Annotated in this window: 14 protein-coding genes and 1 riboswitch; of the genes, 11 read left to right on the forward strand and 3 right to left on the reverse strand. The window is 53.6% G+C overall.

What is annotated here, in order from left to right; translation table 11 throughout:
- Positions 1–60: 60 nt before the first annotated feature.
- A complete protein-coding gene (locus AC4G46_RS12205) occupies positions 61–1908 on the forward strand; it encodes a DUF2264 domain-containing protein (RefSeq protein WP_491128860.1) in 1848 nt (615 codons plus the stop codon).
- 34 nt (positions 1909–1942) lie between these two features.
- Here AC4G46_RS12205 and AC4G46_RS12210 read toward each other — a convergent pair whose 3' ends face one another.
- Positions 1943–3271, reverse strand: a complete 1329-nt coding sequence (locus AC4G46_RS12210) for an APC family permease (protein WP_491128155.1) — start codon at positions 3269–3271, stop codon at positions 1943–1945.
- A gap of 239 nt (positions 3272–3510) precedes the next feature.
- A riboswitch (guanidine-I (ykkC/yxkD leader) is annotated at positions 3511–3617 on the forward strand.
- A gap of 69 nt (positions 3618–3686) precedes the next feature.
- On the opposite strand from AC4G46_RS12210, the gene AC4G46_RS12215 reads away from it, so the two are divergent.
- The 10 genes from AC4G46_RS12215 to AC4G46_RS12260 all read left to right on the forward strand — a co-directional run bounded on the left by AC4G46_RS12215 (position 3687) and on the right by AC4G46_RS12260 (position 13502).
- Positions 3687–4403, forward strand: a complete 717-nt coding sequence (locus AC4G46_RS12215; RefSeq protein ID WP_491128156.1) for an urea amidolyase associated protein UAAP1 — start codon at positions 3687–3689, stop codon at positions 4401–4403.
- A complete protein-coding gene (locus AC4G46_RS12220) occupies positions 4403–5077 on the forward strand; it encodes an urea amidolyase associated protein UAAP2 (protein ID WP_491128157.1) in 675 nt (224 codons plus the stop codon). The genes AC4G46_RS12215 and AC4G46_RS12220 overlap by 1 nt, the downstream gene beginning before the upstream one ends.
- Complete coding sequence (uca, locus tag AC4G46_RS12225) at positions 5070–8711, forward strand: urea carboxylase (protein WP_491128158.1); 3642 nt, start codon at positions 5070–5072, stop codon at positions 8709–8711. Before AC4G46_RS12220 ends, uca begins: the two co-directional genes overlap by 8 nt.
- The gene (gene atzF / locus AC4G46_RS12230) at positions 8708–10459 is read left to right on the forward strand and encodes an allophanate hydrolase (RefSeq protein ID WP_491128159.1); all 1752 of its coding nucleotides are present in this window, start codon (positions 8708–8710) and stop codon (positions 10457–10459) included. Before uca ends, atzF begins: the two co-directional genes overlap by 4 nt.
- Positions 10460–10550: 91 nt before the next feature.
- On the forward strand, positions 10551–10730 hold the full coding sequence (locus AC4G46_RS12235) for a hypothetical protein (protein ID WP_491128160.1): 180 nt from the start codon (positions 10551–10553) through the stop codon (positions 10728–10730).
- A 213-nt stretch (positions 10731–10943) separates the two neighbouring features.
- Entirely contained in the window at positions 10944–11252 is a 309-nt protein-coding gene (locus tag AC4G46_RS12240) for a PadR family transcriptional regulator (protein WP_491128861.1), read from the forward strand.
- Positions 11249–11596 (forward strand): DUF1048 domain-containing protein, encoded by a 348-nt coding sequence (locus AC4G46_RS12245; protein WP_491128161.1) that lies wholly within the window; start codon positions 11249–11251, stop codon positions 11594–11596. The genes AC4G46_RS12240 and AC4G46_RS12245 overlap by 4 nt, the downstream gene beginning before the upstream one ends.
- Before the next feature lie 11 nt (positions 11597–11607).
- Positions 11608–11958, forward strand: coding sequence for a DUF1048 domain-containing protein (locus AC4G46_RS12250; protein ID WP_491128162.1), 351 nt, complete (start codon positions 11608–11610; stop codon positions 11956–11958).
- A gap of 15 nt (positions 11959–11973) precedes the next feature.
- Positions 11974–12732, forward strand: a complete 759-nt coding sequence (locus tag AC4G46_RS12255; RefSeq protein WP_491128163.1) for an ABC transporter ATP-binding protein — start codon at positions 11974–11976, stop codon at positions 12730–12732.
- On the forward strand, positions 12732–13502 hold the full coding sequence (locus tag AC4G46_RS12260; RefSeq protein ID WP_491128164.1) for an ABC transporter permease: 771 nt from the start codon (positions 12732–12734) through the stop codon (positions 13500–13502). Before AC4G46_RS12255 ends, AC4G46_RS12260 begins: the two co-directional genes overlap by 1 nt.
- Before the next feature lie 98 nt (positions 13503–13600).
- On the opposite strand, the gene AC4G46_RS12265 is transcribed toward AC4G46_RS12260, so the two are convergent.
- Complete coding sequence (locus AC4G46_RS12265; RefSeq protein WP_491128165.1) at positions 13601–14017, reverse strand: hypothetical protein; 417 nt, start codon at positions 14015–14017, stop codon at positions 13601–13603.
- Entirely contained in the window at positions 14014–14538 is a 525-nt protein-coding gene (locus AC4G46_RS12270) for a hypothetical protein (RefSeq protein ID WP_491128166.1), read from the reverse strand. The genes AC4G46_RS12265 and AC4G46_RS12270 overlap by 4 nt, the downstream gene beginning before the upstream one ends.
- Positions 14539–14822: the final 284 nt, after the last annotated feature.

The following is a 14822-nucleotide window of genomic DNA, read 5'->3' on the forward strand; positions in this document are numbered from 1 at the left end:
GGTACAATCTATATAACGGGATTATCAATAACACAAGATACAGGGGGAACTGCAGTGGTTATGAAGCAGCCGGTAAGCAGCAATGCATTAAGAACAAAGGAAGATGTGCTGACAGCGTTCAGGCAATTGACGAATCCGCTGAAAGAGAGGTACAGCACCGGAGGGGCCCGTCTTGAAATCAGGGGGGCCGGCGCCGGACATACAGAAGAAATCGCCGATATGGAGGGATTTTCCCGTATATTGTGGGGACTGGTTCCGTATCTGGCAGGCGGCGGAGAAGAGGCGGAGCTGACGGCGATTTATCAGCGGGGACTGATCAACGGGACGGACCCTGAGCATGAAGAATACTGGGGCGAGGTGGGTGACTACGATCAGCGCCTTGTGGAAATGGCAGCGATGGGTCTGGCGTTGTGCCTTATACCGGAGAGAGTCTGGGAGCCGTTAAATGCAAGGCAGCGCCGCAATCTGTACAATTGGCTTAATCAGATTAATGTACATCCTTGTCACGATTGCAACTGGCTGTTCTTTCAGGCGATGGTTAATCTCGGCTTCCGGCAGATCGGTGAGCCCTACGATGCGGAGCAGATGGAGCGGAATTTACAGCGCATCGACGAGTTCTATCTCGGAAACGGCTGGTACAGTGACGGCATTGGCGGACACAGTGATTATTACGGTCCGTTTGCCATTCACTTTTACTCACTGATTTACCTGAAGCTGATGGGAAACGAAGATCCGGAGCGCTGCATTCAATACAGGGAACGGGCCCTGCTGTTCGCCGGTGATTTTGTGAACTGGTTTGATTCTGACGGCTCTGCGCTGCCCTATGGTAGAAGCCTGTCATACCGTTTTGCACAGTCGGCATTTTGGAGCGCTTTTGCTTACGCCGGTTTGAGTTCTGAAACGCTGACCCCAGGTGTAGTGAAGGGGCTTATTCTGCGCAATCTCCGCTGGTGGTTCAGGCAGCCCATTTTTGACAGTGCGGGGGTACTCACTGTGGGTTATGCCTATCCCAATCTGGTAATGGCCGAAAATTATAATGCACGAGGCTCGCCGTATTGGGCCTTCAAAACCTTTCTTGTGTTGGCACTTGGAGAGGATTCCGGGTTCTGGACGGCAGCAGAAGAGGATATCCCGCAGGGGCCAGCCCTGTCTGTACAAACTGAGCCGCACCTTGTCGTGTGCAGGGATCTTGATTCAGGTCATGTGGCAGCGTTCAACAGCGGACATCCTGGAACCAATGCCCATACGCACACTCCGGCCAAATACGAAAAATTCGTCTACTCCACCCGGTTTGGCTTCAGCGTGCCCAGAGCGGAGTGGGGGCTTGAGCAGGCATCGGCAGACTCCATGCTGGCACTAAGCGAGCAGGATCAGCTGTTCCGGGTACGGCGGGTCAATGAGGAAACCTGGATTTCCGACAACGTGCTGTACGCCAAATGGCGCCCGTGGAGTGATGTGGAGGTCCGGACCTGGATCGTAGCGGGACTCCCTTGGCATGTCCGCAATCACAGGATTGAGACAGGCCGGCCGCTGACTGCCGCCGAAGGCGGATATTCACTGGCTGCGAAACAGGATCAGCACATCGAGAAGGCCGGAAATCCGGGCTTGTCGGTCAAGAATACCTTTGGCGAAAGCGGTGTTTACAGCCTGAAGGGATATACCAAAGCACAGCTGGTCTATTCAAATGTGAATACCAATGTGTTATATCCCCGCACGTCATTGCCGTCGCTGCTGGCAGATCTGGATCCGGGGAGCCATCTGCTGATCTCTGCGGTCTGCGGAGCCCCTGCGGGGAGCCGTGCTGTTCCTCCGCTGGAAGAAGCTTTGGACAGCCTTGGTATCTCACTGACGGCACAGGGGGTCACCATCTCCCGCGAAGGTCTGACGGATGTTACTGTAGATTTATAAAATGATATACGGATGAAATCCTGTTATCCGCAGCTTAACTCTCCGTTACAACATGAGACGGACTTTGTTTGCTGCTGGAGACGAATTTACGGATTCCATAATATACAAGACCCGCAGCTAACCAGCCGGCTCCGAGTATTAACGAAGCGGAATCCAGCAGGGCAATCAGATAGAGCACAAAGCCTGCACCGGACAGCGGGCAGATAAACCGGAAGAGGATATCCCGGGGCGAGCGCTGCTTCTGGCGGATCATGTAATGGGCAATGACGGACAAGTTGACGAACAGGAACGCTGTCAGAGCGCCGAAGCTGACAAACTTGATGGCGGTCTCCAGGCTGATAAAGAGCGCTGATAAGGACACGATGCTCATAAGCACGATGTTAAAAACAGGTGTGCGGAATTTGGGGTGGACGGAGGCGAACCTTTGCGGCAGCAGCGAGGTCCGGCCCATGACGAACAGCAGCCGCGTGACGGTAGTCATGGATGAGAGCCCTTGCGACAGGATGGAGAAAATAATAACAAAGGTGAATATACCTGCCAGCAGGCTGCCTCCGAGATTCTGCATCAGCTCATATCCGGCAGAGTCCACATTCACGTAGGAGAAGCCGGGAGCGGTAAGCTGGATCAGGTAGGCTGTAACAAAATACATCACGCCAGCAGACAGGACAATTAACAGGATGGCCCGGGGGATTGTTTTCCTCGGGTCTTTTGTTTCCTCTGCCATGGTCGTAATAGAATCAAAGCCGAGAAATGAAAAGCATACGAGTGAGGCTCCGGCCAAAATGGCGGAGAAGGAGACGCCTTCCTGGGCAGCCAGAGGATTTAAATCTGCAGTAACACCGCCTTCCAGCGCTTTGTAGACAAGCAGTGCACAAAAGCCGGCGATAAACAGGATTTGCATAAATACGAAAAGCTTGCTGATATTTGCCAGCGGCTTAATGCCGATTATATTAATAATCATCACTATTAACGTCAGCAGTATGATCCAAACCGAAGAAGGAACGGACGGGAATTGGGCATTCAGGTTGACTCCGAACATAAGGACAGCAACGATGCAGGAAAATAAATAATCGAGCAGGATCGCCCAGCCGACCAGGAACCCGAGAAACGGATTCATTGCCTTGGAGACGTACGTGTAGGCCGAGCCTGATACCGGAAAAGCCCGGGCCATCTGGCCGTAGCTGGCAGCCGTGAACAGAATGGCGATAAAGGCCAGAGCGTAGGCTGCAAGGAGCATGCCTCCTGAACTATCATGGAGCACCCCGAAGCTGGTGAAAAAAATCATCGGTGACATCCACGCAAGTCCCATAGTAACGACATGTGACAGGGATAAATCTCTCTTAAGCGTTATTGTATCTTTCATATACTCTCCAGCTCCCTCTTGTTCCCGAATGTATACCAAATGTCACGACATCTGACACCGTTTAGAATGAGATGACTATAACAAGCTTTTTTTAGTGCTGTAAATAGGAACTTATGTTCCGATTTAAATACAAACCTGACATCTACAATAAGTAAATTGCAAAAAAAACTACAATTTTTAATTTTTCTGTTGCCTTGAGCTTTTTCTTGTGTTAGAGTTTGTAACATCAAAACCGAATACAAAATGTCTTCTAGGGTTCCGGGATGTTCACATCCGGCTGGTCCGAGAGAAGACGCACCGGAGCCTGCACGGCCGGTGTCCACGGCGGGATAAAAGCCCGGGAGAACTTTCAAAGCGATTGCTTTGAAGCTTCTCCCGGGCTTTTTTTTATTTTCATATTCAAGGAGGAGTCGTCATGCTTACATTCATCATTCAAGCCGGGGGGAAGTGGTCCGGTCGTATTGCCAAAGGGAAATCAATCACGCTGACTGCAAGCAGTGACCGTGTCAATCTGTCCACACTTTTGTTCGATGCGTGGCAGCCTGCGGAACGCTATAACATGCCGGATACGCTCAAGGCGCAGCATACCGCTTTTTTGACAGCAGGCAATGTGCTGATGAGTGATCAGGGGAAGGTGCTTGCCTCCATAATCCGGGATTCGGTGGGCTGGCATGATCCTTTAGGCGGGTATTCGACCAGGCAGGCTACTGACGGGAAATACGGACTGACCAGCTATCAGAAGCAGCGGAATGACTGGTACCGCAGCGGCGAGGAAAATTTGATCGTCGAGCTCTACCGGAACCAATTGCTGCCGCGCGACTTAATGCCGCCGGTTAACTTTTTTTCAAAGGTGGTCTGTGAGCTTGACGGCTCCATGCATTATGTCGAGCAGCCGGCGGCTGGCCGGTCAGTGACGCTCCGTACAGAAACGGATATCCTGCTGGTATGCTCCAATACGCCTAACCCGCTGGACCCGGGTTCTGACTATCCGGTTTCGTCCATCCTCGTAGAGGTAACAGATTCGGAAGCCGTTACGGAGGATGATATCTGTGTTACACATTGTTCCGAGAACCGGAGAGCCTTTGAGAACACGTGGAATGTACATACCTTGCTGAAGGGAGCGAATCTGTAATGACAACCTATTCATTCGAACCGGCGATAAGCGTACTTAATCCAGACGATGCTGTGTATAACAAGACGATTCCTGCAGGTGAAGGCTGGCTGCATGACCTGCTGCCGGGCCAGATTTTGCGGATTGTGGATCTGGAGGGCAATCAGGCTGTGGACACCCTGTTTTACTCCGCAGAAGATCCGGGCGACCATTACAGCGCGATCCGGACCATTGCCAATCAGCAGAATCTCTACCTGACGACAGGTTCCGTCTTACTGACGGAATCGGGACGCGGGCTTATGAAAATTACGGCAGATACATGCGGCCGCCACGATACGATCGGAGGAGCCTGCTCCGCCCAGAGCAACACGGTACGTTATTCGCATGATACGCTGCCGATGCATAACTGCCGGGATACATTCATGCTTATGCTGTCGAGCCGCAGCGGATATTCCAAGCGTGATCTGGCTCCGAACGTGAACTTCTTCATGAACGTGCCGGTAACCCCGGAGGGGGAGCTGACTTTTGCCGACGGCATTTCCGGCCCGGGACGATATGTGGAGCTGACCGCTCTGGCTCCGGTTACGGTACTGATCAGCAATTGTCCCCAGCTTAACAATCCGTGCAATGCCTACAATCCGACCCCGGCACAGGTGCTGATCTGGGATGGCCAAGGAGGAGAAGACCATGTTTAAAAAAGTGCTGATTGCTAACCGCGGTGTCATTGCCGTACGGATCATCCGGACGCTGAAGAAGATGGGTATCGCTTCTGTAGCTGTCTATTCAGAGACGGACCGCGACAGCCTGCATGTGGAGCAGGCAGATGAAGCCCTGCTTATTGGTGAAGGTCCGGCAAAAACAAGCTATCTGAATGCGGAGCTTATTCTAAGCAAGGCGATAGAAGCTGGCGCCGATGCGATTCATCCCGGTTACGGCTTCCTCAGTGAGAATGTTGCATTTGCCGAAGCGTGCAGAGAGAACGGGATTGCCTTTATCGGCCCTGACCCGGAGAACATCAGGCTGTTCGGCTTGAAGCATACGGCCAGAGCGATCGCAGAGCAGGCGGGTGTCCCGCTGCTTCCCGGAACCGGATTGATCAGCAATCTGGAGGAAGCTGTAGGAAGGGCCTCTGAGATCGGCTATCCGGTTATGCTGAAGAGCACGGCCGGCGGGGGCGGAATCGGGATGCGGATCTGTTCCGGTGAAGAGGCATTAGTAAAAGCCTTTGATTCCGTGACCAGGCTGGCAGCGGCCAATTTCAACGACGGCGGTGTTTTCCTGGAAAAATACATCGCCCGGGCCCGGCATATCGAGGTGCAGATTTTCGGTGACGGCGCCGGCAATGCGGTCGCACTCGGTGAACGGGATTGCTCCGTCCAGCGCCGGAACCAGAAGATTATTGAAGAGACGCCTGCCCCGCTGCTGGCAGAGGAGACCCGCCGTTCGATGCATGAGAGTGCCAGAAAGCTGGCAGCTGAAGCCAATTACCGAAACGCCGGAACCGTTGAGTTTCTCTATGATTCCGCAACAGGCCAGTATTATTTCCTCGAGGTCAATACCCGGCTTCAGGTGGAGCACGGGATAACTGAAGAGGTATTCGGAGCGGACCTTGTGGAATGGATGGTGCTTGAGGCTGCTGGCGGGATTGGGCAGCTGCAGGAAAGAGTGAACAAGCCGCAGGGGCACAGCCTGCAGGTGCGGCTGTATGCGGAGGACTGCTATCATGATTTCAGGCCAAGTGACGGCCGGATCGACGGAGTTGTATGGCCGGAGGGCACACGGGTAGAGACCTGGATTCAGCCCGGGCTGCAGGTAACCACCCTGTATGATCCGATGCTGGCGAAGCTGATCGTGCATGCGGATACCCGCGGTGAAGCCATTCAAGCGATGATTGCCAGCCTGGAGCAGCTGCGTGTGTACGGAATTACAACCAACCAGTCCTACATTGCAGCGTTCCTGGCAACGGACGATTTCTGTGCAGGACAGGTATTTACGAATATGCTGGTCGGCTACACGCCTGCTGAACGGGCGATAGAGGTTCTGGACGGCGGCGTTCAGACCACGGTGCAGGATTATCCCGGACGAACCGGCTACTGGGACATCGGAGTCCCGCCGTCCGGCCCGATGGATACGCTGGCGTTCCGGATGGGGAACCGGCTGCTCGGGAACAGTGAGCAGGCAGCCGGGCTTGAGATGACGCTCCGCGGCGGAAGCTACCGGTTCCGCGGTGACATCCGGTTTGTCCTGGCCGGTGCGGATATGGATGCCCGGCTGGACGGCACGCCGGTTGAACCCTACACGCCGGTTCAAGCCTCAGCCGGAGCTGTGCTGACACTCGGTGAGTCTGCACTCGGTATGCGCTGCTACCTGCTCGTCGCCGGCGGCTTCGATCTGCCGCTGACGCTCGGCAGCGCCTCGACCTTTACGCTGGGCGGCTTCGGCGGTTACGGCGGCGGGGCGCTGCGCCCGGGCAGCGTGCTCCGGGTCAATCCCGGCGCTCCGCTGAACCGCCCGGAACAGGTGCGGCCGCTTCCTGAAGTGTCGCAGCCGGATATTTGCCGGGAATGGGCTATCGGCGTCATCCCCGGACCGCATTGCACGGAGGAGTATTTGCTGCCCGCCTACCTGGAGCAGCTGACGGGAACCGACTGGGAGGTGCATTTCAACAGCTCCCGCACGGGCGTAAGGCTCATCGGCCCGGCTCCGCTCTGGGCCCGGGAGGACGGAGGGGACGCGGGGCTGCATCCCTCCAACATCCACGACAACGCTTATGCAATCGGGGCGCTGGATTTAACCGGCGATATGCCGATATTGCTCGGTCCCGACGGCCCGAGTCTGGGCGGCTTTGTCTGCCCGGTGACCACGGCTTCCGCAGAGCTGTGGAAGATCGGCCAGCTGCGTCCGGGAGATAAAGTCCGGTTCAAGCTGATCACTGTAGAGGAGGCTGAGCAGCTTAGGCTGGCACAGGAGCTCTTTTTAAATGAGATCAGTGAAGAACACAGCGGGGCAGAGGCGCTTAAGATTCCAGCACTGCCTGAACAGTCAAGCGGGCAATATATGCCCCTGCTTGCTTATGAGGAACAGGGCCGCCGCTTCAAAATTGCCATTCGCTGCTCCGGGGACGAGAATATCCTCGTGGAATACGGTGACCGGGAGCTGGATTTGCTGTACCGGTTCCAGGTCTACGTTCTGATGCAGGCTGTCAAGGACAATGGAAGAATTCCGTATATCGAGATGACGCCGGGCATCCGTTCCCTGCAGATTCATCTGGACCGGACGCAGATCACAGTGAAGGAAGCAGCGGCGATTGTGCTTGATATCGACCTCGATTTGCCGCCGCTGGATACGATCGAGGTGCCCTCACGTAAAGTGAAGCTGCCTTTGTCCTGGGATGATCCGGCTACACGGCAGGCGATTGAACGTTACCAGCAGAACGTCAGACCGGACGCTCCCTGGTGCCCGAGCAATCTGGAATTCATCCGCCGGATGAACGGCCTCGAATCCATCGACGAGGTTGCGGAGGTTGTGTTCAATGCCTCTTATCTCGTTATGGGCCTCGGAGATGTATACCTGGGTGCGCCCGTAGCTGTGCCGCTTGACCCGCGTCATCGTCTGGTCACAACCAAATACAACCCTGCCCGAACATGGACTCCCGAGAACGCGGTCGGGATCGGCGGCGCTTATCTCTGTGTATACGGCATGGAAGGGCCGGGCGGCTATCAGTTCGTCGGACGGACGGTCCAAATGTGGAACAAGTTCAGGGAAACCGCGAATTTCGAGCCCGGCAAGCCCTGGCTGCTGCGCTTCTTCGATCAGATTACCTTCTATCCCGTGTCAGAGGCTGAGCTTCTGCAGATGAGGGAAGACTTCCCGCGCGGAGCGTACACGGTTGAAGTGGAAGAGACTACTTTTAATCTGGGCCAATACCTCACCTGGCTTGATTCCTTTGAACAGGAAGCGGCGGAATTCCGCAGCTCACAGCAGTCTGCTTTCCAGGAGGAGCGGGAGCTGTGGAAGAAGCTGGGGATTGCAGAGCACCTGGCTGAAGCTGAAGCGGCGGCCGGTTCGGATGTTAATGTGCTTCCAGAAGGCAGTGCGGGTATTAACAGTCTGATGCCGGGAAGTGTGTGGAAGGTAATCGCCGAGCCTGGCCAGCGGGTGCAGAAGGGCGAGACTATTATAATAGAAGAAAGTATGAAAATGGAGTTCCCTCAGACAGCTCCGTTTGCCGGTATTATTGCAAATGTATTTGTATCGCCGGGGGACCAGGTCCGTGCAGGAGATCTTATCGCGGCCATCTATCCGGAACATGAGGAGGCGGCATCATGAGCATAACGAATGTACCGGCACAGCTTACCATCGGAGCCTTGCGAAAGGGTTACCGGAGCGGCCGTTTCTCTTTATCAGAGGTTATGTCCGTAATAGTTGAACGCTCAAAAAGAGATGAGGATAAAGCAGTCTGGATCTTGCCGCCTTCGCTGGAGCGGCTCCAGCCGTATCTGGATCGTCTGCAGGAGCTGGACCCGCAGCAATTCCCTTTATGGGGAATTCCTTTCGCGGTTAAGGATAATATTGAAGTAGCGGGCTGGCCGGTGACGGCCGGATGCCCGGATTATGCCTATGAGCCGGAACAACATGCGGCAGTCGTTGAACGGCTTGTTGCGGCGGGAGCCATACCGGTAGGGAAAACCAATCTGGACCAGTTTGCCACAGGGCTAGTCGGGACGAGAAGCCCTTACGGAGCCACACATAATGCGCTGCGGCCTGAGCTGATCAGCGGCGGCTCCAGCTCAGGCTCGGCCGTGGCTGTTGCGCTTGGTCAGGCTGCGTTCGCGCTTGGCACCGATACAGCCGGATCAGGCAGAGTTCCGGCTGCACTGAACGGACTGGTCGGATATAAGCCGGCTGTCGGAGCCTGGCCTTCTGCAGGTGTTATTCCGGCCTGCCGCAGTCTGGATTGCGTCACCGTGTTCGCTCACTCGATAGAAGATGCAGAGGCTGTTGACCGGCAAGTGCGCGGCCACCTTCTGTCAGACCCATACTCTGCTGAACGTCCGCTTGGGCGTGCGGTAACACCTGAGGTATGGCTGATTCCGTCCGGGCCGCTGGAGTTCTTTGGGCCCTATGCTGCTTCATACCAGCAAGCCTGGGAGCTTGCTAAGCAGAAGCTGCTGGAATCGGGAGTTAATGTACAGGAAACGGATGTCAGTCTGCTGCAGAAAGCCGCAGCACAGCTGTATGAAGGGCCGTGGGTCGCTGAGCGGTGGGCCGATTTAGAGGCTTTTGTTGATACTCATCCAGGTGCTGCCCTGCCTGTCACAGAGAGCATTCTCCGCTCCGGCGCGAAGCCGGACTTTACCGCAGCTTCACTGTTCCGCTCACAGCACCGGATTGCCGCGATCCGCAGTCTGGTCCACGGCATGCTTAAAGGTGCGGTGCTGGTGCTGCCGACAGCGGGCGGAACCTGGACACGCGAGCAGGTGACTGCTGATCCGGTTATAACCAACAGCAAGATGGGACTCTACACTAATCATTGCAATCTGCTTGATCTGAGTGCCGTTTCGGTTCCGGCAGGTGAGGCGGAGGAGAAGCTGCCTTTCGGCTTAACACTGTTTACAGTACCTGAGGAGGAAGCGAATCTTGGAGCGGCGGCCCGTCTGTTCTCTAGTCAGCCGGATGACATCACAGTCGCAGTCTGCGGGCTTCATATGCGAGGCATGCCGCTGGAACGGCAAATGCTTGGCCTGGGAGCCGAGTTTCTGGAGGAAGCACAAACCGCACCGTTATACCAGTTGTTTATGCTTCCGACTACACCCGCCAAGCCTGGCCTTATCCGGGTGCCTCAAGCCGGAGCTCCGATAGCATTGGAGCTGTGGAGTATGCCCGCAGCATCCTTTGGATTATTCACAGCTATGATACCGGCTCCGCTGGGCATCGGCAAGATTGAGCTGGCGGATGGACGGCACGTATCCGGATTTCTGTGCGAAGCGTATGCCATTGAACAGGCGGTGGACATAACGGCAAGCGGGGGCTGGAGGGCAGCAATAGCAGCCTCAAATGCTCAAGCTCTTTGCTGAAGATATACGCATAGTTCCTCAGGTAGAGGCACACACTATCAGGGTGATTTACCAAAAATGATTCGTGTATGGATCAGGAGGCCCGGAGTGAATGTCCAATAAAAAAAGTTACTATGCATTTGAGGATCCGCGCGGCACCACCATTGAATTTCAGGCTACCAGCCTGCAACAAGCCATGGTGATCAAAAAGAAGAGGGCACAGGAGCTGGGGATTCCCAGAGAGGCTTTTGAACTTACAAGCATCCGCAAGAAACCGAGCCAGAGCGACTAGTCTTTTTTTGAGCGGCTTCCGCATAACCAAGAATGTCATAGGATATGAACATAGTTCCTTAAGAACCCGCGCATAGCGCGGGTTTTCTTTTTATTAGGGAGATGGATATTGACATCCGCACTACTTAGTGATACTTTATAGTAGTACTAAGTAATACTGCATACCAGTCATACAGAATAGTAAAGGATGATTGCATTGGATAACCTGACAGAAATGCTCAAAGGCGTGCTTGAGGGCTGTGTCCTGGAAATTATAAGCCGCAAGGATACCTATGGCTACGAAATCACACGGCAGCTGAATGCCCTCGGCTTCGCAGATGTTGTGGAGGGAACGGTATACACAATCCTGGTCCGGCTTGAAAAGAACAAACTGGTGGAGACCGCCAAGAAGCCCTCCGAGCTGGGGCCGCCGCGGAAGTTTTTCGCTATTAATGATGCTGGCCGCGAGGAGCTGCGGAGGTTCTGGGACAAATGGGCCTTTGTATCATCAAAAATGAGCGAGTTAAAGGAGAGAGCAGAATGAATTTGTGGGAAAAGATGACCGGCAGGGATATAACTAAAGAATTCAAGGCCTTTGAATTACGGGTAAATGAGCTCCCTGCGGATTACCAGGCGGCCTGGGCAGCCATCAAGGAGCATCTATGGGCACACTCCGATTTCACCGGCCGTAATCTCATGCCGGTCTTTGACGGTGTGCTTGGCCTGCTGGAAACATCGGCGGCTGACGGCCAGAGCATCGGTGAGGTTTTGGGTGATGACATCAAGGGCTTCTGCTCAGCGCTGGCCGGCGAAGAAGGGGCAAAGTCTTACCGCGACAAGTGGCGCGAGCAGCTTAACAATAATGTAGCCAAAAAATTAGGCAAATAGGAGGGGTTCACATGAGTATACGGGATATGATCGAGGGCAGAAAAGAGTGGAAGGCACATGTTGCGCGTGTTAAGGCACTTCCGCAGGATTACCAGATTGTATATAAAGAGATGCAAAAATATCTTTTTAAAGTCGGTCCGGTGGACATGGGTGAGGGAACAGAGCTGCTCTCGGGAATTGTTGATCTGTTTGAAGAAGGTGCTTCTCTGGGAAAAGGCGTGCTTGAAGTGACCGGCAAAGATGTTGCGGCATTCTGTGACGAGCTGATCAAGGATTCTAAAACCTACACTGATCTTTATCAGGAGGCGGTTGACCAAAAGACAGCCAAGGCCATGAACAAGGCAACGGATAAACTAAAGTGAAGGGTGGTTAACAGGATGGGAAAAGCAATTCAAGTGCAGGGTCTGCGTAAATCCTTTAAGAATAACGAGGTGTTAAAAGGAGTCGATTTTGAAGTGGAGCGGGGGGAGATTTTTGCCCTGCTTGGCAGTAACGGCGCAGGCAAGACGACGATAGTCAGAATTCTCTCAACGCTGATCAGACAAGATGAGGGCACGGCATCCGTTAACGGCTTCGATGTTATGTCAAATCCCGGGAAGGTGCGGCAGGCGATCAGTCTGACCGGGCAATTTGCCGCCGTAGACGAGATGCTGACCGGCCGGGAAAATCTGATCATGATTGCCAAGCTGCGGCATCTGGAGCAGCCGCGACAAGCGGCGGAGGATTTGCTGAAACGTTTCGGCTTAACGGACGCTGCAGACCGCAAGCCGTCTGCCTATTCGGGCGGCATGCGCCGCAGGCTGGATATTGCACTCAGCCTGGTGGGGAAACCGCAGATCATTTTTCTGGATGAACCAACCACCGGTCTTGACCCCGAGGCCCGAATGGAGGTCTGGAAGATCGTAAGAGAGCTTGCTGCCGGCGGGACAACGGTGTTCCTGACTACCCAATATCTTGAAGAAGCAGAGCAGCTTGCCGGCAAAATCTCCATTTTGCATGAGGGGCGGATTATCGCGGGCGGTACACTGGCTGAACTGAAAAAACGTTTTCCGGCTGCCAAGGTAGAATATGTTGAGAAGCAGCCGACCTTAGAGGAAATCTTCCTCGCAATTACCGGTAACAAGGAGGCTATCTGATGGAAACGGCAAAAAACTATTTTTTCAGCGACATGAGTGTGATGCTTGGCCGTTCGATGCGCCATATTGTCCGCAGTATGGACACTATTCTCACCGTTTGTATTACTCCGATTGCCATGATGCTGCTGTTCGTCTATGTATTTGGCGGTGCTATAGAAACAGGTGCCGATAATTATGTTAACTACCTGCTGCCCGGCATCCTGCTTATGGCGATTGCCAGCGGTGTGGCATACGTGGCTTACCGGCTGTTCATAGATAAGCAGCGCGGCATTATCGAACGGTTCAACTCTATGCCGATTGCCCGTTCCGCCGTGCTGTGGGGGCATGTGCTGACCTCAGTGGTATCCAACATCCTCTCTGTTGCTGTCATCATCCTCGTTGCCCTGCTTATGGGCTTCCGCTCTCCGGCAGGAATTTTGGCCTGGCTGGCTGTAGCAGGTATACTTGTGCTGTTTACGCTGGCCTTGACCTGGGTCGCAGCCATCGCCGGATTATCCGCCAAAACTTTGGAAGGCGCAAGCGCCTTTTCCTATCCGCTAATCTTCCTGCCCTTCATTAGCTCGGCCTTTGTGCCGACAGGCTCGATGCCCAAAGCTGTGCGTGTCTTTGCCGAAAATCAGCCGGTGACCCCGATCGTTGAAGCTATCCGCAACCTGCTGTCAGACCAGCCGGTAGGCACTGACATATGGGCCGCTCTGGCGTGGTGTACCGGCATCCTGATTGTTGCCTATCTGTTTGCGGTACGTGTGTATAGACGGAATGCGGTTTAATGATTTTTAACCTGCTTTTGTAAACCAAAAAAAGCAAGGAAACGGAGTACTTAGATGCCGCTTCCTTGCTTTTATATAAATACCCCAGAAGACTTTTATCAGGAAAGCAGCGAATAATAGGAAACGGATTCCGCAATTAAAGCGGCCGGATTCAGATAACAGTCCGCTCCGTTTCCTGACTTCATAGGAATTTGTCCGGCTGATATGAACATATGGTCAAGAGCAGTCTTAAGCAAACTAAGCTGATCAGCATTCCATTCCCGGCCATGCGATCGTACGTAATCCTCAGCTTCCTCTACCGTACAGTGACAGATCCCCTTCAGAAAAGAACCCCATTTTATCAAATCCACCCCGTGATCACCCGCGCAGAGCACACAATCGCTGTAGCAAATCTGTTGTCCGCAGGTGAGCTTTAATACTCCGTACCAGCAGCCATAGGGTTCTGAGTGATGCATAAAGGACGGGCGGCTGCTGAAGGCGAAAAGCTCAATACGTGACAGCCTGTGGTTCATCATGATTGTATGCCTCCGGATGAGTCAAGCCTTTTGAACCTCCGCTGCAGATTATGGGTTTGCTCCGCTCTGGTTATACATGCGGTTAATTCCGCTTCATTCTCACAAACAGCCGAGTGCTCCAGCCAAACGGAATATTTCGTTTTTTGAACAATGGACAAGTGCAATGGAAAGGTTTCGCGCGATCGCAGCACGTACCAGCCCGCAGGTGTGTTTTTCCAGGGTCTTTTAAAGGCGGTCATAACCGGCAATCTCTTGCGGGTCCCCCAATCCTGCTCCTGCTGTTTCTTTCTGATGCTTCTATAAATATCATATAGGATCTGTTTATCCGAACAAGTAAGATGCGCGGAAAACGCCCTGAATTGAGCAAGCACAGCAAGCTGCGCTGCACCAAAGCCGTAGCCGACAATGTATCTCTGATTATTCTCCACATACCAGAATGCACCGAAGCTGGAGTGCGCAAGGCTCGCCGGCTCCAGCACATCAGGATGAATTCCGAAATAATAGGTTCTATCTTCTGTCATTTTCCCTACCCCTTACAGCAATGGTTTGAAAGGAATCATACGCCGGGTCTTTCGGTTTGTAAAATACTGAAAAGAGGATAGGGTTCGAAAATAAGGCTTAAATGGCCAAAAATCTTCTTCTAGTTAAACAACGAATGTGTTAGCGCTGATTGTCTTGAGTTATCGCGTTATTTCTGGATTTTTAATGCAATCTGAACAGGGCTAAATGAATCTTAATGCTTCTTTAATGATGAAGATGAAGGCGGAGCAAGCGGCTTATTAAAATCAAAGGAAATCGCAGATTT

Source organism: Paenibacillus sp. fava2 (assembly GCF_058313675.1).